General features: G+C 65.2%; 14 protein-coding genes. 5 read left to right on the forward strand and 9 right to left on the reverse strand.

Annotation, left to right across the window (positions count from 1 at the left end):
- Positions 1-8: 8 nt before the first annotated feature.
- The 3 genes from BLU39_RS00065 to BLU39_RS00075 are packed head-to-tail and all read right to left on the reverse strand — an operon-like array spanning position 9 to position 3,903.
- Entirely contained in the window at positions 9-1,538 is a 1,530-nt protein-coding gene (locus BLU39_RS00065) for a TIGR03016 family PEP-CTERM system-associated outer membrane protein (RefSeq protein ID WP_092707946.1), read from the reverse strand.
- Entirely contained in the window at positions 1,522-2,355 is an 834-nt protein-coding gene (locus tag BLU39_RS00070) for an XrtA-associated tyrosine autokinase (RefSeq protein ID WP_092707949.1), read from the reverse strand. Before BLU39_RS00070 ends, BLU39_RS00065 begins: the two co-directional genes overlap by 17 nt.
- A gap of 18 nt (positions 2,356-2,373) precedes the next feature.
- On the reverse strand, positions 2,374-3,903 hold the full coding sequence (locus tag BLU39_RS00075) for an XrtA system polysaccharide chain length determinant (RefSeq protein WP_092707952.1): 1,530 nt from the start codon (positions 3,901-3,903) through the stop codon (positions 2,374-2,376).
- A 255-nt stretch (positions 3,904-4,158) separates the two neighbouring features.
- On the opposite strand from BLU39_RS00075, the gene BLU39_RS00080 reads away from it, so the two are divergent.
- Complete coding sequence (locus BLU39_RS00080) at positions 4,159-4,782, forward strand: XrtA/PEP-CTERM system exopolysaccharide export protein (RefSeq protein ID WP_092707955.1); 624 nt, start codon at positions 4,159-4,161, stop codon at positions 4,780-4,782.
- Between the two features lie 200 nt (positions 4,783-4,982).
- Entirely contained in the window at positions 4,983-5,729 is a 747-nt protein-coding gene (locus BLU39_RS00085; RefSeq protein ID WP_092707959.1) for an N-acyl amino acid synthase FeeM domain-containing protein, read from the forward strand.
- Between the two features lie 4 nt (positions 5,730-5,733).
- Here BLU39_RS00085 and BLU39_RS00090 read toward each other — a convergent pair whose 3' ends face one another.
- The 3 genes from BLU39_RS00090 to prsT are packed head-to-tail and all read right to left on the reverse strand — an operon-like array spanning position 5,734 to position 11,753.
- Positions 5,734-6,504 carry a S1 family peptidase gene (locus BLU39_RS00090; RefSeq protein WP_092707962.1) on the reverse strand — a complete coding sequence of 257 codons (771 nt, stop codon included), beginning with the start codon at positions 6,502-6,504 and terminating at the stop codon, positions 5,734-5,736.
- Entirely contained in the window at positions 6,501-8,966 is a 2,466-nt protein-coding gene (locus BLU39_RS00095) for a hypothetical protein (protein ID WP_092707965.1), read from the reverse strand. The genes BLU39_RS00090 and BLU39_RS00095 overlap by 4 nt, the downstream gene beginning before the upstream one ends.
- Before the next feature lie 3 nt (positions 8,967-8,969).
- A complete protein-coding gene (prsT, locus tag BLU39_RS00100; protein ID WP_092707968.1) occupies positions 8,970-11,753 on the reverse strand; it encodes an XrtA/PEP-CTERM system TPR-repeat protein PrsT in 2,784 nt (927 codons plus the stop codon).
- 241 nt (positions 11,754-11,994) lie between these two features.
- Here prsT and BLU39_RS00105 point away from each other — a divergent pair, with 241 nt between their 5' ends.
- Both BLU39_RS00105 and BLU39_RS00110 read left to right on the forward strand, forming a co-directional pair.
- Positions 11,995-13,302, forward strand: a complete 1,308-nt coding sequence (locus BLU39_RS00105) for a nucleotide sugar dehydrogenase (protein WP_092707971.1) — start codon at positions 11,995-11,997, stop codon at positions 13,300-13,302.
- Complete coding sequence (locus BLU39_RS00110) at positions 13,302-14,525, forward strand: SDR family oxidoreductase (RefSeq protein WP_232731070.1); 1,224 nt, start codon at positions 13,302-13,304, stop codon at positions 14,523-14,525. Before BLU39_RS00105 ends, BLU39_RS00110 begins: the two co-directional genes overlap by 1 nt.
- Before the next feature lie 144 nt (positions 14,526-14,669).
- Here BLU39_RS00110 and BLU39_RS00115 read toward each other — a convergent pair whose 3' ends face one another.
- From BLU39_RS00115 to BLU39_RS00125, 3 genes are read right to left on the reverse strand one after another with little or no spacing between them, the layout of a single operon-like run.
- Positions 14,670-16,139: a SpoVR family protein gene (locus BLU39_RS00115; RefSeq protein ID WP_092707974.1), complete on the reverse strand. Its 1,470-nt coding sequence runs from the start codon at positions 16,137-16,139 to the stop codon at positions 14,670-14,672.
- A complete protein-coding gene (locus tag BLU39_RS00120; RefSeq protein ID WP_092707977.1) occupies positions 16,136-17,353 on the reverse strand; it encodes a DUF444 family protein in 1,218 nt (405 codons plus the stop codon). The genes BLU39_RS00115 and BLU39_RS00120 overlap by 4 nt, the downstream gene beginning before the upstream one ends.
- Before the next feature lie 2 nt (positions 17,354-17,355).
- On the reverse strand, positions 17,356-19,314 hold the full coding sequence (locus BLU39_RS00125; RefSeq protein ID WP_092707980.1) for a serine protein kinase: 1,959 nt from the start codon (positions 19,312-19,314) through the stop codon (positions 17,356-17,358).
- 278 nt (positions 19,315-19,592) lie between these two features.
- Here BLU39_RS00125 and BLU39_RS00130 point away from each other — a divergent pair, with 278 nt between their 5' ends.
- A complete protein-coding gene (locus tag BLU39_RS00130) occupies positions 19,593-20,774 on the forward strand; it encodes a S1 family peptidase (protein ID WP_254788831.1) in 1,182 nt (393 codons plus the stop codon).
- Positions 20,775-20,820 lie beyond the last annotated feature (46 nt).

The following is a 20,820-nucleotide window of genomic DNA, read 5'->3' on the forward strand; positions in this document are numbered from 1 at the left end:
CGGCCTCCTTAGAATCGCATGTTGAGCGTGGCGCTGACGCCGTTTTCCCGGTAGTCGCCACCGCGGTTGCTGGCGTGCCGCGTGTGCCGCACGTCGATGGTGGCCGTCATGTTCGGCTGCAGGATGCGCGTGTAGCCGGCCGTCACGGTGATGTTGTTGTCGCGCCGGGGCGCGCTCAGCGAGCGCACGCCCGCGTAGCCGGCATTGACGTTCACGCTGGTGCGGGAGCTGGCTTGCCAGCTCCAGCCCACGTTGGCGCCGATCTGGCGCGTGCGGTCTTCGCTGCCGAATTCCACGCCGGGCAGCAAGCCGCTGTCGACGCCGCTGGCCGTTTGCGCCGTGCGGTCGACGGCCGAGATACCGGCGATCATCGTGCTTTTCGCCGTCGCGCGCGCCACCGTCAGCTTCAGCTGCTTTTGCAGGAAATAGCGGTGGCTGAAATAATTGAGGGCGCCCCGTTCCGGCCCCAGGCTGTTGGCGTAGCGCAGGAAGGCATCGATGCGCAGGCGCCGGTCGCGCGCGTTGGGGAAGATGCCGCGCCACAATTGATCAAGCAGCCTGGCCGCGTCGGGATCGCCCAGGCGCGAAAACTGGGTCGGCATGGTGGTGATGTTTTCGCTGTAATTGAGTTGCCAGTTGGTATGGCGCTGCAGGAAAGTGGCGTCCAGGCTGTAGGTGTTGCCAAAAAAGCGCTTGCCCGTGCTGAAGGCGACGCTGGTGCGCGGCGATGGCGTCCATACGCCGCCCAGCGACCAGAAGCGGCCTTCCGGCGCCTTGCCGCTGGTAGAGATATAACCTTCCTTTTCCATGCCGCCGCTGGCCGTGGCCGACCATCTGCTGTTGAACGGGTAGCGCAGGCCCACGCTGCTGCGCTGCATGCGCACGGGCGCGAGCTTGCTGTCCTGGGTGCGGCGCACGTCGTGGCTGGCGTTCCACGTCCAGCCGTTGCCGCGCGGCTCACCGCTGAGCAGCAATTCCATTTCGTCGCTGTGCACGGACAATAATTGGCCGCCGCTGTCGACCGTGTTGCGCGTGTAGCGCAGCTCGCCCGTGGCCAGGCCGCGAAAACGGTGGCGCAAATAGGGGCTGATGCCCGTGGTGCGCACGGTGCTGACATTGTCCGTGCCGGGCAGGTCCTCGATCAATTGGGGGCCGAATGGCGAGATGTTGCGCCGGCTCACGCTGGCGTTGGCATCGATGAAGAACCAGTCCTTGACCAGTTCGGCGTCGGCCGAGGCGCGCAGCTCGTGGTTGTCCGTGTCGGCGCGCTGTCCCGACAGGTATTTGTGCCAGCTGTAATCGAGGTGCACGCGCAGGCGGGGGCCCGTGCCGATGAGGGCGATGGCGGGCGCGATTTCCGTGATGAAGTCGGACTGCGCCTGGCCGGACGGCGCGCGCAAGCCATTGTCCGTGTAGCTTTCGCGCAATCGCAGCGACGGTTTCACGAGCCAGTCGACGGCGCCGGCCGGCAGGGGCAGCAGCAGGGACAGCAGCGGCAGCAGGGGCAGTGGCCTGCGGCGGCTAGTCGTAATGGCCATAGCCGTAGTAGTCGTTGCCGGGGAATGATCTGGTCTTGTTGTAGATCAAATGAATGTGTTCGCAGGATTCGATCTGGCGCAGCGCTTCCTTGACAGCGTGCTGGGTCGTCGTTTCCGCCTCGACCACCATCACCACTTGTCCCATCTGTCCCACCAGCGCGTGCGCTTCGCTCGTGATCAAGAGGGGCGGCGAATCGAAGACGACGATGCGGTCGCTGTAGCGGCTGGCGATTTCGGCCAGCAGCCGGCTCATGGCCCGGCTGGCCAGCAATTCCGTCGCATGCTTGTTGCTGCGCCCGGCGGGCAGGATGCTCAGGTTGGCCACGTTGGTTTTCAGGATCACGTCCGCCATGGCCAGTTGCGGGTCGAGCAGCACGTCCATCAGGCCCGGCTCCGGCGGCAAGCCCAGCACCTTCAGCACGGACGGGCGCGCCACGTCCGCATCGACCAGCAGCACCGTGATATCCAGTTCCATGGCGATGCTCATGGCCAGGTTGATGGCGCAGTAGGTCTTGCCTTCGCCGGGCATGGCGCTGGTGACGACGATCAGGTTGCCGTGGCGGATGGCGTCGCTGCCGCTGGCGCGCGCCTGGCGCAGCAGCGGGCGCTTGATGATGCGGAAATCCTCGGCCACGGCGCTGCGCCCGCCATCGTGCGTGAGCATGCCTTGCTCGCTCAGCCGGGCCAGGTTCAGGGGACGATACTGGGGCGAGCGGGTCGCGTCCGTACCATCCGCACCGTCCACTCCATAAGGCACACTGGTCTCGGCCACGCCGAGGATGGTAGGTTCCTGCTTGCCGCTGTCCATGCTGTTCATCGTCGCTCCTTGGTGGATCTAGAATTTCAGCAGCGCGGCCGTCATGACCCCGCCGTACAGCACGAACAGGCTGCCCAGGCAGGCGCCGAAGCCGTAACGGGCGCGGCGGCGGCGCACCTGCTGCAGCGGCGTCCAGTTCATCGATACCGTGCCCAGCACGTTCAAGCCCGTGGCGTCGCGCAGTTCGGCGGGGCTGAGGAAGGTGGGGCGCACCTGGCTGATGAGCAAGGCCGTGGCGACGCCGGCCACCAGGGCCGCACCCAGCGCCGCGGAAAACAGCAGCGGGCGGTTCGGGCCGACGGGCGCATATTGCACCGTGGGCGGGTCGATGATCTTGAAGGCCATCATCTCGGTGGTGGAACTGAGTTCGCCCGACAGCTTGGCCGCTTCGCGCCGTCCGATCAGCTTTTCATAGTTTTCCTTGTTGATGATGTAGTCGCGGTTCAGCTGCGCCAGCTGCGATTCCACCTCGGGCACGGCGTTGCTTTGGGCCAGCAGGCGTTCGTTGCGCGCGTTGTATTCCTGCACGCGGGCGCGGATGGCGGCCACCTTGGCGTCCGCATCCGTCAGCGCCACCTTCAGCTGCTGCAGCATGGGGCTGTAGTTCTTGCCCGGGTCGCCGGACGCCGTCTTCAGCTTGCTTTCCTCGATCTTGCGTTCTTCCAGCTGGGCCACCAGGCGCTTCGAGGCGATGATGTCGGGATGCAATTCCGTATATTGCATGCGCAGGCTGTCGAGGTTTTTGTTGATCGACGCGATGCGCTCGTCAAGCTCGGGATTCGTGATGGAGGCCGCGTTCGGCTCCATGTCGAGCACGGGTTCGTCGCCCTCGATCTGGCTCTGGATGGCCTTGCGCGCCTGTTCGGCCTCGACCAGTTCCAGCTTGGCATTGTTCAGGCTGTCGGACGACATCAGCAGCTGGCTGCCGTAGTCTATGCCCTGGCGCGGCAGCAGCAGGTTGTTGCGGATCTTGAATTCCTTCACCAGGTTTTCCGCCGCGCTCAGCTTGTCTTCGTAATTCTTGATCTGCTCGTCGATGAATTGCACGGCCTTCTGCGAATCGCCCTTCTTGCCCTGGAAACTGCCTTCGACAAAGATGGTCAGCAGGCTTTGCACGACGTCGCGCACCAGCTTGGGATCGCGCCCGCTGTAGCTGATGGTGTAGATGTCATAGGCGTTGGTGCCGGTGATCTTGATGCGGCTCATCAATTCGTCCAGCTGGGCCTCGTGCTCGCGCACGGTCTTCGAGTCCAGGTCGAGGTCGACCATGCGCATGACCCGCTCCACGTTGGGGCGGCTGAGCAGGGTGCGGCTCATGATGGCCACCTGCTGTTCCGTGTTCGGCACGCTGGTCATGCCGGCCATCAGCGGCTTGAGGATGGTTTGCGTATCGACAAACACGCGCGCCGACGTCTGGAAGTCGTCGGGCAGGGTGATCACCTTGATGAAGCCGACGATGGCCACCAGCCACGCCACCAGCACCGCATGCCAGCGGTATTTCCAGATGCCTTTCAGGCTGGAAAGCAGTTGCTGTATCAATTCTTCCATGTCGCTTCCTTCAGGTGACGATGCTGCACGGTAGATGGGCTGGCGGCGCGGACAACGACGGCGTCTTGCAAGAAATACTTGCTTGTTGAGTAAGCAAAGTATAGGGCGGCTGCGGAGCAAGATTTCCCAAGATGATTGCTTCTTGATACGCCTCAAGGTTCCCTTGCCGCGTTTTAATAATCATAGGAAGTTCGCGGCCCAGGCTGGTTCTGCGGGGCCGGCCATGGATGCGCCACCGACTCGAAGAGGCTCCGCATGAATCCGTTTCGCCGTGCATTTTTCTGCAATACGCTGGGCCTGGCAGCCGCTGCCAGCCTGCTGGGTGCCTGCCGCACCTCCCTTCCGCTGGCGCCGTCCGACGACAGCGCCCCCATGCACGACTACATGATCGGGCCGGGCGACTCCGTCAACATCATCGTCTGGCGCAATCCCGAAGTGTCGCTGACGGTAGCCGTGCGGCCCGATGGCAAGATCACCACGCCGCTGGTCGAGGATTTGCCCGCCAGCGGCAAGACGTCGACCCAGCTGGCGCGCGACATCGAGCAAGCCTTGAGCAAGTTCATCCAGCAACCCGTGGTGACCGTCATCGTTACCAATTTCTCGGGGCCGTATGGCGAGCAGATCCGGGTGATCGGCGAAGCTGCCAAGCCGCAGGCGTTGCCGTACCGGCAGGGCATGTCGCTGATGGACGTGCTGATCGCGGTGGGCGGCATTACCGATTTCGCGGCAGGCAACAAGGCCAGCATCATCCGCATGCGCGAAGGCAACCAGCAGCAGCTGCGCGTGCGCCTCAACGATCTGTTGAAAGACGGCGATATTTCCGCCAACGTCATGATGCGGCCGGGCGACGTGTTATTGATACCGGAAAGCTTTTTTTAACAGCGGTCTCGGCAATATCAAAATGCAATTTATATTTGTCATTTTGTACTTGCAAGCAAATTTCAACGTGTAATTTTGCCATCTAAAGGCGAATTTCTTCTGTTTTTTTGACTGTTGGTGGGAACTTCTTCAGTTCTCGTCTTGTCACAAGGCATTGGCTTCAGTCCGTCTCAACGGCGGCCGATGAACGTGAGGACACGATGAGCTTTGAAGATGAACCTATTATTTCCTTCGACACGCCAGGCAGTTTCAGCGACCTGGTGGTGGGCGAGGGGCAGATCGACCCGGCCATGGAGCACGAGCTCGACCTGCAGCGCTTTCATATCCGCATGGCCAATTCGCGTGGCCGGCGCGAAGCGGCCAGCTTGCTGATCCGCAAGATGTACGGCTGGCGCGGTTATGCCGTCGATCCCGCCACGGCGCACGCGCTGAATAAAATCACGCTGTTTGCGGAAACGGCGGGCACCACCGTCGGCACCATGACCTTGTGCCTCGACAATGACGAGACGGGCTTGCCCGCCGATGAAAACTTCCGCGACAAGCTCGACGTCCTGCGCGAGCAGGGCCGGCGCCTGTGCGAACCGTCGCGCCTGGCCATCGACAAGGGCGTGAGCAAGCGCGTGTTTGCGGCGCTGATTCATATCTCTTATATCTATGCCCACAATATTCACGGCTTTACGGATTACGTAATCGAAGTCAACCCGCGCCATGTGGTGTTTTACAAGCGCATGCTGGGTTTCCAGGATTTCGGCGGCGAGCGCGAGTGCACCCGCGTGGGGGCGCCGGCCGTGCTGCTGCGACTGGACCTCGATTACATGGGGGCCCAGATCCGCAAATACGGTGGCCTGATGGAACAGCATGGGGGTGAACGGTCGTTTTACCCCTTTTTTTTTCCTACATGGGATGAGCCCGGTATTACCGACAGGCTGAGGCAGGGGCGCAACTGATTATTCATTTATTTTTCAGCAAGATCGCCTGCATGTGGCTGCCCGGAATCGCGTAAGTGATGCCGCTGGGCGCGCTGATGGCCGCCTCTTTGAGGCCCTTGACGTACACCATGTTGACGATGCCGTAGACGAGACCGGTCTCGGGATCGAACAAGGGGCTGCCGCTGCTGCCCGGATACGCCGTCGCGTCCAGCTGGAACACGGTGTACGGCGCCTTTTGCAGCTGCGCCAGGCGCCGCACGTCGAGACGCTGCGCGTTTTCGCTGGGCATGACCACCGGTGTCAGCGATGACACGGTGGCGCGGTGGGTCACGTGGTGCAAACCGAGCAAGGTACCCAGCGGAAACCCCGTAAACGCCATGGCCTGGCCTTCGCGCACCGTGGCCGCGTCGCCCAGCGCCAGGGCGGGTAGCGGCGCGCCCGCCAGGCGCAGCAGGGCCAGGTCGTGTTCCGTGTCGACCGCCTGGACCTTGGCAGGACGAAATTGCGCGGCCTCGCCCTGGCCCGTGAGTATGCCGATGACTTCGTTCGGATTGGCATCGATCAGTTTCTGTATCACATGGGCGCAAGTGAGCACGCTCAAGCCATCGCCCGCCACGAAGCCCGTGCCGATGAAATTCATGGGCGGCGTGCGTGTCTTTTGCAGGCTGCCCACGCCGACGATCGACGGTTTGACGCGTGCGATGACTTGCGCCAAGGTATCGTCGGCGTGGCACGGCGCGCCAGCCAGGAGCAGGGCCAGGCAGGACAGCAGGGCGGAGGACAAGAATTTCATGGCGGCGCACTTTCAACGGTAGGAGGTGGCACGGGCTGCAACAGCGCGCGCAGCAGCATCAGATAGCACAGCAGGGCGATGCGCGGTACGTCGAGCAGGCTGTCGAACAGGCCGACGACGAGAAAACCCAGCAGGGCGGCGGCGCAGGCCAGCGCGCCGGAATCGCCGCGCGCGGCCTGGCGCAGCAGACGCATACCGGCCAGTACCAGCAGGGCCAGCATCGACAAGGCACCGCACCAGCCCGTTTCTATCAGCAAATGCAGGGCCATGCTCTTGACGTGCCATGGCAAGTGATGGTGGTCGCTGCTGAAAAACCAGTAATTATTGGCTTGCGTAAAGCCCCCGTTGGCGATCAATTCCTCGCCGCCGGGTGCGCGCAAGCTCAGATTATCGACGTCGAGCACGGACGACGTGGCCGTGCCGCTGGCCGCCAGTTCCAGCTGCACGGGCGGACGCAGCAGCCAGGCACCCGCACCCAGCCAGGCGCTGTCGAACGGTACTTCATAGTGCTGCCATCCCTCCGGCGGGTTGCCAGGCGGCGGCGGGCGCAGGCGCAGCGGGACATTCACGCAGCCCTGGGCATACAGCAGTTGCCGCTGGCACAGGCGCGCCAGCAGCACGGGCATGGGTCCCGCTCGCCGCACGTCGAGCGCCAGGGTGTAGCGCGTGGACGGCTGCACGGGCAGCCGTTGCAGCAGCCGCAGCAGTTCGCCATAGCCGGCGCTGTAGCCGGGACTGGCCAGGCGCACATACCGGTTTCCTCCTGCCTCGGCGTACGCGATGCTGGCCGGCACCTCGCGCTGGGGATTGTGCCAGTAATACGTGGCGGGAAAGCTGCCTATGCCCATGCCGAACAGGCGGTCGCCCCAGTCCGGCGGTTGCATGGCCAGCGCTTGCCGCCAATGGCGCAAGCGGCCTTGCATGTCGAAGGCCGTGGTGGCGAAGCGTTCGGTGGCGTAATAGCTGGCCGACACGGGTATGGCCAGCAGCAACAGGATGCCGGCCGCGCCCGCGATGCTGAGGCTGGCGCGGTCCAGCCGCCATAGCGGTGGGCGCAAGCGTCCGTTGCACAGCATCAGCATGGCTAGCAGCACGACCAGGCCGGCCGGCGGCAGGGCCGCAGGACCGGCCCAGTGCCAGCCTATCCAGGCGAGATTGCATGCCAGCATGGTCCACGCCATCATCGCCAGCCCCAGCCTGGCCGCTCCTTTGTCAGTCTTGCCGCCGCCCGGCCATAGCGCGGCCACCAGCATCACGGCGGCCAGCAGGAACAGGAAGTACGGGCCTTTCAGCCAGCCGGCCGTTTGCTGGCCGGCAGGTTCCGGCCACCAGGCGGCCAGCAAGCCCTGCAGACACAGCGCGCACAGCAGGCTGGCCGGAGCCAGGCGCCACGGCAAGGGCCGCGCCGCCAGCACGAAACTGGCCGCGAGCAGCACGACGGCGGCAAGCAAGCCCCGGTAGCCGGCCAGGCTGAACATGTACACGAGCAGGATGGTGCCTGCGCCGGCCAGCAGCAGCCTCAGCAAGATTTTGCGCAGGGGCGGCCGGCCGGACGGGGGCCTTGCCGCACCGGGCGCCGTCCTCAGCGATTGCCAGAATGCCAGCAGCATGGCCGCCGCCAGGGCCGCGTACAAGCCCCGTGAAAAGGTGGTGAATGCCGCGTGCAGGGCCAGGGCCAGCAGCAGCATGGCCAGCACCGCCTGCCAGCGGCTGCTGGCGCGCGCCAGCCACAGTGCCGCAAACGGCAGGCTCAGGGCCAGGTAGCCGTCCAGCGCGGCACCACCCGTGTGCATGGCGGAAAACGGCGCCGTGATGCGGTAGTCGCTCGACAAGTTCGACAGGCCGGGAAACACGGCCCGTTCCCACAGGGCGAACAGCGACACCATGGCCAGCCCGGCCAGCATGCCCGGCAGCGCGTAGCGGCGCAAGGCGGCAGGGTCCGCGTCGCGCAGCAGCAGCGGCAACAGCAGCATGCTCCAGGCCCAGGCCTTGCCCAGCCGCAAGCTGTTGTAGGGGCTCAGATAATTATCCCAGGCATTCACGTCCAGGGGCGCCAGCGGCAGCAGGCCGCGCAGCAGTGCCGCCAGCCAGGCCAGGCTGCACAGCAGCAGACAGGCGCGGGCGGCGGGCGAAAGCCGCGCCGCTGCCGGTTGGGCGACGCCGCCCAAACGCCAATAGCCGCAGGCCACCGTCAGCAACAGCAGCACGTCGATTTCTTCGAGGAAGAACCAGCCCGTCCATGGCGCCAGGTCCAGCACGGGCAGCAGGGCGGGCACGCAAAACAGCCAGCTGGCGGGACGCCAGCACAGCAGCAGGAAGTAGGCGGGCAGCAGGGCGGCAAACAACAGGCCGGGCCAGCCGTGGCCCAGCGGATAATGGCGCAAGGCCAGCACGCAGGCCGCGCCCGCCAGCAAGGCCAGCGGCCGCGCTGCCAGGCCGGGCATGGCAGCGTGCACAGCCATGGCTTACAGCTGGGTCAGCAAGGCTTGCGCCTCGGCCCGCTGTGGAAAATCCTTGTTGGCGGCCAGCAGTTGTTCCAGTTGCTTGCGCGCGCCCCCCTTGTCGCCCGATTTTGCCAGCGCCGCGCCCAGGTGGTACTGCACTTCAGGCGACTTAGGCGCCAGTTCCGCCGCCTTGCGCAGCAGCGCCGTGGCGCGCTTGACGTCGCCTTGTTGCAGCACGATCCAGCCCAGGGTGTCGAGCACGGCGGGATTGCCGGGCGCCAGCTTCAGTGCCTGCTCGGCCGTGGCCTGCGCGCGCGGATCTTTTTCCTGCTGATACGCCCAGGCCAGGTCGTTCAGCGCCACCACGTTGTCTGTGTCCTTGGCAACAACATACTGGAAATGCTCGATGGCGGCACGGTACTGTTTGGCCGCCAGCCGGGTGCCTGCCAGGTAGGTGCGCGTCGGCAAGTCTTCCGGATGCGCCTTCAGCCAGGTGGCCATGCGCGCATCGGCTTCGCGCTCCTGCCCGGACGCCTGCAAGGCGCGGTACAGCTGCACCTGCAAGGGGCCGATGGGGCTGATGCCGAAGGCGTGCTGGTACAGCTTGACGGCTTGCTGCGGCTGCTTTTGCTCCATCAGCACGTCGCCCTCGAGCTTGTAGCCGGCCGCCAGCTTGGGCTGCTGTTCCTGCACTTGCCGCGCCACGGCCAGGGCCTCGCGTTGCCGGTTCAGATTCAGCAGCATCGCCACTTCGACCACGCGCGCTTCGAGCAGCGATGGGTCAAGCACTTGCGCCCGCTTGACGGCTTGCAGCGCATTATGATGGTCGCCCAAGGCCAGATGCAGGCTGGCGATGCGCATCTGCAAGGGCGCGGACGTCGTTTGCAGGCTGGCCAGCTTGTTGTAGCTGTCGAGCGCGGCCTGCGCCTGGCCCGCGCTGTATTCCACCTGCGCGCGCAGTGCCAGCGCATCGGCGTCGCCCGGATGGCCCGTTTGCAAGGTGCGCGCCAGTTCCAGCGCCTTGTCGGGCGCGCCCGTCTTCAGGTAAAAGTTACTGAGCAGCAGGGCCGGCGCGACGGCGTCCGGATTGTCGCGGTGGGCCCGTTCGAGCCAGCGGCCCGCCTCGTCCGTCTTCCCCTGCGACGCGGCCAGCTTGGCCAGCGCGGCGCACAGGTCGGCATTTTTCGGCGCCTTCGCCAGCGCCTTTTCGAAGCGCTGTTTCGCCTGCTCCGGCTTTTTCTCGGCCAGGTCGATCTGCGCGAGGTTGTTCAGGGCGGGTAAATAGACGGGGTCCATGCCCAAAGCTTGCTCGAAACTGGCGCGCGCGGCCGGCAAGTCGCGCAAGGCCAGGTAGACGCCGCCTTTCAGGTTCAGCAGCAAGGGATTCGTGCCTTTCTGCTGCTCTTCCATCATCTTGACGCTGGCCAGGGCCTTGTCGTTCTGCTTGTTGCGCAGCAAGGTCATCACCAGCATGGTGCCCGCCTGCGGCGTGCTCTTGTCGAGCATGGTGGCGCGTTCCAGCTCATTGATGGCGCGGCTGTTCTCGCCCATGCCCAGCCGGCTGATGCCCAGGGCCGCGTGCAGTTTGGCCGTGTCCGGCGCCAGGGTGCTGGCCTGTTCGAAATACGCGGTCGCCTTGTCGTAGCGGCGTGCGCGCAAGTTCGCTTCACCGGCCAGTGACAGCAATTCCACGTCTTCCGGAAAGGCGGCCAGCATCGGTTGCAGCAAGTCGATGGCCGCGTCGGTATTGCCACGCATCAATTCGATCGACGCCATCATCTTGACGGCATACAAGTGTCTGGGATACACGGCGAGGAAGCGCCGCAGGTAGTTTTCCGCCTGGGCCGGCGAGCCGAGCGCCAGTTGCACGGCGCCGGCCAGCAGGATGGACGGCATCTGGTCGGGCGCCGCCTTGAGCACCAGTTGCAAGGCTTGCAAGGCCGCCTTGTTCTTGCCCTGGCGAAAATCGAGCAGGGCCTGAGCTTGCAGCAAGCCCAGGCTGTTGGGCGCCGTCTTGCGCGCCGTGGCCAGCTGCGCGCCCGCTTCCAGATAGCGGTTTTCCACGATATCGAGGTTGGCCAGGTCGATATGGGCCTGGGTATTGTCCGGTTTTATCTTGAGTATCTGCATGTAGGCGAGCCGCGCCGCCGCGTTCTTGCCTTGCAGGCGCAGCAGGTCGCCCTGCAGGCGCAAGGCGTCGAGGCTGGCGGGCGCGCTTTTCAAGGCTTGCGCCAGCAGCAGTTCGGCCGCCGGCACCTGCTGGTCCAGCGCCGCCAGGCGCGCCAGGCCCAGCAAGGCATCGACCTGGTCCGGATGGGCTTCGAGCAGGCGCGCGTACAGGGCGCGCGCCTCGTCCCGGCGGCCCAGCGCCAGCAGGGCGTCGCCGCGCAAGGCCAGCACGCTGGCGGGCTGCGCCGCATCGTCGGTGATCTCGGCCAGGACCTTGTCGAACTGGCCCAGCATCAGCCACGTCTTGCCCAGCAAGGGCATCACCTGCTGCGGCGCCAGGCCCAGCGACTTTGCCCTGCGCAATTCCTTTTCGGCCGACAAGGCCTCGCCCGTGTCGATATAGATGCTGCCCAGCAGCAAGCGCGCGGCCGCGTTGTCCGGCTCCTTTTGCAGCAGGTTCTTCAACTGGATGATGGCGGCCCGCGCCTCGCCTTTCTGCCGGTATTGCTGCGCGTCGGCCAGCAGGGTCTCGCTGCTCTGCGTGCCGTGGCAAGCCGTCAGCAGGGGCAGCAGCAGGGTGCAGCACAGCGCGGCGGCCGGCAGGCTGGGGAAAGGGCGGGGCAGGGAACGGGCCATGGAAGTCTCCGGTAGCGGCGTGCGTGGACGATGAGCCGATTCGCGATGGGCGATGGGCATGGTCTAGCTTAAAAAGATGGCCGCCGCTCTCCTTGATTGCGCTCAACAAGCCGCCGATTGTCCGCGTGCATGCTGGCCGCCGCCCCGTGTTTCTTGTTCCCGCTCAAGAATGGTCAAACCGGCAACCGTAGAATTTCCCGGACGGCGATGCTCGGGCCGCAACCATTCGGAGCACATGCATATGGACAACAAGGCGGATAGCAAGATGGGCAGTGTAGTGGCGGTGGTCGGGCTCGGTTACGTGGGCCTGCAGCTGGCCGTGGCGTTCGGCATGCGCCAGCGCACGATCGGCTTTGATTTGTCGGCACGCAAGGTGGAAAGCTACCGGCGCCATGTCGACCCGACGGGCGAAGTGAGTACGGAACAGCTGCGCGCGGCGCAATGGCTGAGCGTCGGCTGCGACCCGGCCGAGTTGCAACTGGCCGATTTCATCGTCGTGGCCGTACCCACGCCCGTCGACTGCGCGCACAATCCCGATTTTTCGGCCCTGGCCGGCGCCAGCGCGGCGGTCGGCCGCCACATGCGGCGCGGCGCCATCGTCATCTACGAGTCCACCGTGTATCCGGGCGCGACCGAAGAGATCTGCATTCCCATCCTCGAGCAGCAGTCGGGCTTGCGCTGGAAGGAAGACTTCCATGTGGGCTTTTCGCCCGAGCGCATCAACCCCGGCGACAAAGACCATACCTTGCACAGCATCCGCAAGGTGGTGTCGGGCGACGACGACGCCACCCTGGACCAGGTGGCCGCCCTGTACGAAGGCGTGGTCGAGGCTGGCGTGCACCGGGCGTCGAGCATCAAGGTGGCCGAGGCGGCCAAGGTGATCGAAAACACGCAGCGCGACCTGAACATCGCGCTGATGAATGAACTGGCCATCATCTTCGACCGCATCGGCATCGACACCCTCGAAGTGCTGCAGGCGGCGGGCACGAAATGGAATTTCCTGCCATTCCGGCCCGGGCTGGTGGGTGGGCACTGCATCGGCGTCGACCCCTACTATTTGACGCACAAGGCGGAAATGCTGGGCTACCACCCGCACGTGATCCTGGCCGGGCGCCGCATCAATGACGGCATGGCCAAGTTCGTGGCGGAAAAGACGATCAAGGAAATGGTGCGCGCCGGCTTCAAACTGAAAGGTTCGCATGTCAACGTGCTGGGCCTGACCTTCAAGGAAAATTGCCCGGACCTGCGCAACTCGAAAGTGGTCGACATGATCCACGAACTGCAATCGTACGGCGTGCAGGTGCACGTGCACGACCCCGTCGCCGATGGCCGCGAAGCGTTGGAAGAATATGGTCTAACCTTGGAAAGCTGGGAGCAGCTGCCGCAGGCCGAAGCCATCATCAGCGCCGTCTCGCACCAGGCCCTGCTGGCCCGCCCGCTGGCCGACTTTCAGGCCAAGGTGCTGGAAAACGGCTGCTTCATCGACATCAAGTCGCATTTCGACGCCCGTCCGCTGGAAGACGGCGGCTTGCACGTGTGGCGGCTGTGATGGCGGCCGATACCTTCGAGCGGGCGGCCAGCATGGCGCACTCCGTTGGCGGCCCCGCTTCCGGCGCCTACGCGCAAGCCTGCGCGCAGCTGGCGCAAACGCCGCGCCGCTGGCTGGTGACGGGCGTGGCCGGCTTCATCGGTTCGCACCTGCTGGAAACCTTGCTGAACCTGGGGCAGGAAGTGCGCGGCCTCGATAATTTCATGACGGGCCACCGCCACAACCTGGAACAGGTGCGCGCCGGCGTGGGGGAGCAGGCGTGGCGCCGCTTCACCTTCATCGAAGGCGATATCCGCGACCCGCAAGCGTGCGCGCGCGCGTGCGGCGCGCCGGCGCAGGCCGCCAGCGTGGGAGGTGGTGAGGCAGACGGCAAGGCGGACGCTGCCGATGGTGGCGGGGGGAGCGGGGGCAGCCTGGCCGAGCGCGGCGGCCGTGACTATCCGGGCGGGCCCGTCGCCGTCGACTTCGTGCTGCACCAGGCGGCGCTCGGTTCCGTCTCGCGCTCGCTGGAAGACCCCTTGCTGTGCCATGCCGTCAATGTCAGCGGCTTCCTGAACATGCTGGCCGCCGCGCGCGCGGCGGGCGTGCAGCGCTTCGTGTATGCGGCCTCGAGCGCCACGTATGGCGACCATCCGGCCTTGCCAAAAGTGGAACAGCACATCGGCGCACCCCTTTCGCCGTATGCCTTGAGCAAATATGTCAATGAACTGTACGCGCAAGTGTACGCGCGCTGCTACGCCATGCAGACGGTGGGACTGCGCTACTTCAATGTCTTCGGCCCGCGCCAGGATCCGCTGGGCGCCTACGCGGCCGTCATTCCCCGCTGGATCGCCGCCATGCTGGACAACGAGGCCGTGCATATCCATGGCGACGGCGCCACCAGCCGTGACTTTTGCTTCGTGCACAATGCCGTGCAAGCCAATATCCTCGCCGCCACCGGCACCGACCCGGCAGCCGTGAACCAGGTCTACAACGTGGCCGTCAACGCCCGCACCAGCCTGACCGAGTTGCACGCCACCATGCAACAGATGCTGCTTGCGGCCCGCCCGCAGCACGTGCCGCTCGCGCCGCGCTATGGCGAGTTCCGCGCCGGCGACGTGCGCCATTCCCAGGCGGACATCGCCAAGGCGGCCCGCCTGCTCGGTTACGCTCCCACGCACACCCTGGCGCAAGGCTTGCGACAGACCATCGCCTGGTACGTGGCGCAGGCTGGCCGGGCCTGAGACCGGCTGTGACTGGCCTGACACTGGCCTGTGACTGGCAGTGAACCACTGTCGTGCCACATATGCACGCTCGAGCCCGATACACGCACCCGCGGCCAGGCACAGACGCCGTACATTTGCCCCAAGACTCCTGGCGGGCGCCGTTTAACGCCGCACGGGTGGCGCCGTAGCTGCCGGCGGCGCAGGCGGTTCGGGCACGCCATCGCTCTTGCTGCGCAGAACCCGGGGCGTGCCCCGGAAATCGGCCGTATGCAGGGTGACGGGACGGCGCCAGACGCGGGCGATGTAGGCCAGTACCTGTTCCGCCCGCTCCAGGTCGAGGCCGCGCCCATCGCGCTGGTGATCGTGGCGCAGCACGAGGCTGCCGTCGTCGTTGAGCAGGGTGACGGCGATGCACGGCGCGCCATAATTGTATTTGGGCGCCAGGATGGCGTCCCGGATGGCCAGCAAGTCGCGGCTGGCCATCCGCGTTTCGCCGTCGAGCCGGCTTTCATGCACGAACAGGCCCAGGCGGTCAGCCAGTTCCCCGTCCAGGTAGTTGCGTATGAAACTGCAGTCATCGTCATCGCGGCAAATCTGGCGCGCCCGCGCCAGTCCTTCGCGTTCGATGATGTGTTCCCACATGCAAAAGCCCAGGTGATAAGGGTTGACGGCCAGCGCCTGCTGGTGCTCGCCCGCGTAAGGGCGCACCACGTCCGAGTGCGACTTGATGGCGGCCAGGTACAGGGCAGGCGGCAGGAAGTCGGCTTCGCGCAGCAGCCGCGCATGCCAGTACGATGCCCAGCCCTCGTTCATGATCTGGCAGGCGTACACGGGATAGAAGTAAAACGATTCTTCGCGCACGGCCAGGAAAATATCGCGTTCCCAGTCGGCCAGCTCCGGCCCATGTTGGGCGATGAACCATAGCAAATCGTATTCGGGCTGCGGCGGCAGGAGCGGGCGCTGCGCCACGCGTGCCCGGGCCGCCTCGTGCGCCGCCAGCGCCGCCGCTTCACCGGGCAGGCGCCGGTAACGCCGCGCGAAAGGATCGTCCACACCGGCTCCGCCTTGCGTGCCGGCCAAGCTCGCTGGTCCGGATGGCGCGGCATAGGGTGGGCGGTGCAGCTCGGCGTGGATGTCCACGTGCTGTTCCAGCGCCAGTGCCGCGTCGAGCACGGCTTCCACCTGTTCCTGCCCGTGCCGCTGCAGCGCCATTTCGAGACGCTGCGCCCGGGCCGCGCTTTGCTCCAGGATGTGCTGGCCCGCCATGGCGCCGAAACGCAGGAACAGGGTATTGCGGCTGGCAAAGTCGGCATGGCCCAGCACGTGGGCCGTGACGAGGGTGTTTTCCGCCACGGAATTGTGTTCGGCCATATAGGCATGGCAAGGGTCGCCGGGAAACATGACTTCGAATATATGCGAGTTGCCCATCTTTTGATGCACGAGCTGGTGGATGTAGCGCACGCCGAACGACCAGTGGCGCATGCGCACGGGCAAGCCATAAATGGCGATCTCGGCCATGAAACTGTCGGGCACCAACTCGAACTCGACGGGGGTAAATTCGAGCCCCAGTTTCCGCGCCAGCGCCTCGATGCGCGCCGCGTAGCCGTCCAGGTCGGCGGTGTCAGGCGTCATGCCGCTTGCTCCGTATCGGCCACCTCGTGCTGGAAAAAGGTGCGGATGGCCGCCCAGATATCGTCATTCCTGCTGAGGATGCTGCTATGCATGGGCAAGCCGCGCCGTTCCTGCTCGGCGCACAGGCTGTGCATTTCCGTTTCCAGGCTGCGCGGCACGCCGGGCAAGGTTTCCACATAGCCCATATAGTTGAGCAAGGCGGCCAGTTCCCCCAAGGCCAGGCTGGCCGCGGTCCGGTCTTCGCTGAAATTCTCGCCATCGGAGGCATAAAACAGATAGGCGTTGTAGCGGCCTGGCGGATAGTGTTCCTGCAGCAGTTCACGGCTCAGGCGAAAGGCGGTGGAAGCCATGGTGCCGCCCATGCCATTGACCTGGAAAAATTCTGCTTCGGAAAATTCCCAGGCCCGCGTCGTATGGGCGATAAAGCGTGTTTCCACGCGCGCATACCTGCGGCGCAAGCCTTGCAAGGCAAAGAAAAAGAAGGATTTGGCCAGCTTGCGCTCGGCGTGCGCCATGCTGGCCGACACGTCCAGTACGAAAAACACGACGGCATTCGTGCTGGGCCGGGGCTGTGGCAGCACCTGGCGGTAGCGCAAGTCCTCGTTGGTGAAGGGTACGGGCTGCGCTTGCAGGGCGCGCCGCTTGATCGCTTCCTTGACGGTGCGCCGGCGGTCCAGGCGCGAACGGGCGCCGTGCCGGTCCAGGCCGCTACGCACGAACCGTACGTCGTCGATGGCGCCCAGGTGGCGCGGTTTCAGGTGCGGCAGCTCGAAGGCGTCCCACAGCCAGTCGAGAATATCGTCGATGGGAAACTCCAGCAGCAGGCGCACGGCCCCCTCGCCATCGCCGCCTTCGCCTTGCTCCCCCGTTTCGCCCGTGGTGGCGGGGCGTGATGCGCGCAGGATGTCGCCGGGCTGGCCTTCCCCCTGGCCCGCGCCCATGCTGTTGCGCGCTGGCGCCAGGCGGAAACGCGCATGTTCGAGCAGACGCATGGGTACTTGCACCGTGCGCTGCTGCGGCCCGCCGATCAGATCGGGCGTGGCGATCAGCTCGGGCAAGTGCGCCTGCACGGCGTCGCGCACTTTCTGGTTGTGGCGCAGCCAGTCGCGCGCCCCGCGCGAGAACAGCCCGTACCAGGGCTGGGCCAGGGCAGGCGCCGATGATCCCGCCGAGTTATCCTGCTTGCCGCCGCCTGGCGAGATCGTGGCGGACATGGCTATTCCTGCGCCAGCAAGGTGGTCACGTAGTTGAGCGCTTCACGCGCGCTATGGGCGTCATAGCCATATTCGTCGACCAGGCGCTGCTCGACGGCGGAGATCCTGGCCCGCACGTCGTCGTCGGGGCGCTTGGCCGAGCCGACCAGACGCAGCACGTCGCGCCGCTGCTCGAACAAGTATTGCTGGATGGCGTCGTGCAATTGCGCATGGCTGCCAAGCCCAAAGGCTTCGCCCCGTTTGAAGGCGCTCATGGCCTTGCGCACCACTTCTTGACGGAAAGATTGCTTGCCCGAGTCGCTGATGTGGATTTTTTCTTCCACGGCGCGCAGGAAGCGCTCGTCGGGACGGCGCTCTTCGCTGGTGATGGGATCGTGGATCTGGCGGTTGTCGAGCATGGCTTCGACTTCATCGAGATATTTATTCAGCAAGTCTTGCGCTTCCTGCTCGAACGACACGAACAAGGCCTTGTGTACGTCGGCCTTGACCCAGCGGTTATAGAAATCCTTGCGCGTGAGCACCAGGTAATCGACCCACTGGCGCTTGCGCCGCGGTTCGATGCGCGCATCGTTCTCGATGCCGTCCTTCAGGGCCAGCAGCACGTCCATGGTGGACAGGCTGTTGCGCTGGGCGGAAATGATGGCGTGAGACAGGGCGTTGATGACGAAACGGGGCGACACGCCCGACAGGCCCTCGTCGGGCGCCTTGTCGCGCTCGCGCAGGCGGCGGATGTCGGCATGCTGCAAGTCGTCGACGTCTTCGTCCGCGTACACGCGCAGTTTCTTGACCAGCTCGGCTTCCTTGTCCTCGCCTTCGGACAAGCGGCTCAGGATGGCGAACACGGCCGCCGCATGCAGCACGTGCGGATCGAGGTGCACGTCGCGGAAAGCGGGCGCGGCCGACTGGATCAGCTTGCGGTAGATGCGCGCCTCCTCGCGGTAGTTGAGCGTATATGGCACTTGCACGATAACCATACGGTCGAGCAAGGCCTCGTTTTCGCTTTCTTGCAGGAATTTGCGAAATTCGGCCAGATTCGTGTGGGCGAGGATGGTTTCATCGAGGTAAATCAGGGGGAAACGCGACACCTTGACGTTCTTTTCCTGCGTCAATGTCAACAGCAGGTAGAGGAATTCCCGCTTGACCTTGAGGATTTCGATCATTTCCAGCATGCCGCGGCTGGCCGCATACACGGCGCCGGACCACGACCAGGCGCGCGGATCGCCTTCGTCGCCGTACTGCGCCACTTTCGACAGGTCGACGGAACCCACGAGGTCGGCCAGGTCGGCCGTGGTGGGATCGTGCGGCGCATACGTGCCGATGCCGCAGCGGCCCGCCTCGGACAGGTGGATGCGTTCGACGGGCATGCGCAGGAAGTCGCCCGCGTACTGTTCTTCCAGGCGGGCACGGCAATGGGGACACAGTTCGCCGTGCAGCTCGGCGTCGTAAGTGGCGCGAAAGTCGGCGCGCATGCTGTGCGGCACCAGATGCAGCGGCGATTCGTGCACGGGACAGCCGGCGATGCCGTACAGCGCGCCTTCGCTGCTGTGGCTGTATTCTTCCAGCCCCCGCTTGAGCAGGATCACCATGGTCGACTTGCCGCCCGATGGCGGGCCCAGCAACAGCAGCATGCGCCGGCCCACTTCGGAGCCGGCGGCGGCCGCCTTGAAGTAGGCGGCGACCCGGTCGATCGCCTCGTCGATACCGAACAGTTCATCGTCGAACAGGCGGCAGCGGAAGCGTCCCGCATCGTCCGTCTGGCCGTTCCAGCGCATCATGTCCCACAAATACTGGTGCGCGCTGCGCGTGAGCAGGGCCGCGCGGCCGGGCAGGATCTGCTCGATGAAGTCGCCAAAACTGCCGCGCCAGGGACTGATGCGGTGTTTTTCCGCCCAGGCCGCCATGCCATGGACAAAACCGGCGTGCTGGCCCGCAGGCGCGTCGTCGTCGGGTTGGCGTGTCATTTGGCTTGTCATACCAGGGCTCGTCATTGTTTCCCCATCCATACCGTTGCTGGCCTTGCCGCCGTGGAACTGGCCCGGTTCCAGCCTGTCAGGGCCAGTATACGGCGCCGCCTCTGCCCGCACGCCTGATCTCGCTCAACGTTGACGGGGGAACTATTTTTATCCTTGCTGGCGCCTGTTGGGATACGCCGCCCTGCCTCAGCGCGGTTCAATCCAGATCAATACCTGCCCGTGCACCCAGCCCACACTGGTGTTTCGGAACGACCCACGAGGAGAGCATGATGATCGGCAACGAGAATGGTTTCAGCGCCCCACCTGGCGGCAGCGGCAGGGGACAAAGCGCGGACGATGAAGAGGCCGTCGGCCAATTCTCGGCACCCGGCGAAGACGACAATATGATCGAGAGCGCGTCCGTCTCGGACGTGCCCGACGCCTTGAGCGGCGTCAGCATGGAATTGCTTGAAATCAAGTGCAGCATCGAAAACGGCATGCGCCAGTCCATCTCGCAGGCGGGCGGCGTGCGGGCGGCCGATGCCTTCAGCGACGGCGGCAATATCCAGGGCGTGTCCATCGGCCTGGGCGAGGGCGCCAGCGACAGCTCGTCCGGCGAGCCTGGCTTGCCGGCCCTGACCCTGTACGTGGCCGAGCCCACTTCCGTCGACCGGGCCAAGGCTGCCATCGTGGGAGCCATGGGCGTGCGCGCCGTGGCCAGCGACCGGGTACCCGTCAACATCGTCGTCACGGGCGTGATCGATGCGCAACCGCACCGTTTCCGCTTGCGCCCGGCACCGGGCGGCGTGTCGGTCGGGCATTTCCGCATCACGGCCGGCACCATCGGCTGCCTGGCCGTGGGCCGCAGCGCACCGCGCAACAGCCGTTTGATGATTCTTAGTAACAATCACGTGCTGGCCAATTCCAACGGCGGCGTGTTCAACGATTGCATCGTGCAGCCTGGCCCCATCGACGGCGGCCGCTGCCCGCAAGACCAGGTGGCCGTGCTCGAGCGTTTCGTGCCCATCAATTTCAGTGGCGGCGTCAACTTTGTCGATTGCGCCACCGGCTGGGCCTGGCCAGACCGGGTGCGCCCTGAACTGGTGTACCTGAGCGGCGGCGTGCCCGCGTACTTCCGCATCAGCAATGCGCTGGTGGCGCCCGCGCTGGGCATGATGGTCGGCAAGTCCGGCCGCACGACGCAATTGACGCAGGGCCGCATCACGGGCCTGGGCGCCACCATCAACGTCAATTACGGCGGCGGCAGGATCGCGCTGTTCCAGGACCAGATCGCCATCACGGGCGTGGGCGGAGCGTTCAGCGCGGGCGGCGATTCCGGCTCTTCCATCTGGACCTGGAACCAGCAGCGCAATCCCGTCGGCCTGCTGTTTGCCGGCGGCGGCAATATCACGTTTGCCAACCAGATGCGGCGGGTGGTGGTGGCGCTCGACATCAATTTGTACACCTGAGTACGTTCCCACGAGCAAACAGGGCGGCCTTGCGCCGCCTTGCCTG

Source organism: Janthinobacterium sp. OK676 (genome assembly GCF_900103595.1).
In the GTDB taxonomy this organism is placed as follows: domain Bacteria; phylum Pseudomonadota; class Gammaproteobacteria; order Burkholderiales; family Burkholderiaceae_D; genus Janthinobacterium.

Coding starts and splice junctions, on each gene's coding strand:
- BLU39_RS00065 (WP_092707946.1), bottom strand. CDS start 1,538: ATGGCCATTACGACTAGCCGCCGCAGGCCACTGCCCCTGCTGCCGCTG.
- BLU39_RS00070 (WP_092707949.1), bottom strand. CDS start 2,355: ATGAACAGCATGGACAGCGGCAAGCAGGAACCTACCATCCTCGGCGTG.
- BLU39_RS00075 (WP_092707952.1), bottom strand. CDS start 3,903: ATGGAAGAATTGATACAGCAACTGCTTTCCAGCCTGAAAGGCATCTGG.
- BLU39_RS00080 (WP_092707955.1), top strand. CDS start 4,159: ATGAATCCGTTTCGCCGTGCATTTTTCTGCAATACGCTGGGCCTGGCA.
- BLU39_RS00085 (WP_092707959.1), top strand. CDS start 4,983: ATGAGCTTTGAAGATGAACCTATTATTTCCTTCGACACGCCAGGCAGT.
- BLU39_RS00090 (WP_092707962.1), bottom strand. CDS start 6,504: ATGAAATTCTTGTCCTCCGCCCTGCTGTCCTGCCTGGCCCTGCTCCTG.
- BLU39_RS00095 (WP_092707965.1), bottom strand. CDS start 8,966: ATGGCTGTGCACGCTGCCATGCCCGGCCTGGCAGCGCGGCCGCTGGCC.
- prsT (WP_092707968.1), bottom strand. CDS start 11,753: ATGGCCCGTTCCCTGCCCCGCCCTTTCCCCAGCCTGCCGGCCGCCGCG.
- BLU39_RS00105 (WP_092707971.1), top strand. CDS start 11,995: ATGGACAACAAGGCGGATAGCAAGATGGGCAGTGTAGTGGCGGTGGTC.
- BLU39_RS00110 (WP_232731070.1), top strand. CDS start 13,302: ATGGCGGCCGATACCTTCGAGCGGGCGGCCAGCATGGCGCACTCCGTT.
- BLU39_RS00115 (WP_092707974.1), bottom strand. CDS start 16,139: ATGACGCCTGACACCGCCGACCTGGACGGCTACGCGGCGCGCATCGAG.
- BLU39_RS00120 (WP_092707977.1), bottom strand. CDS start 17,353: ATGTCCGCCACGATCTCGCCAGGCGGCGGCAAGCAGGATAACTCGGCG.
- BLU39_RS00125 (WP_092707980.1), bottom strand. CDS start 19,314: ATGACACGCCAACCCGACGACGACGCGCCTGCGGGCCAGCACGCCGGT.
- BLU39_RS00130 (WP_254788831.1), top strand. CDS start 19,593: ATGATGATCGGCAACGAGAATGGTTTCAGCGCCCCACCTGGCGGCAGC.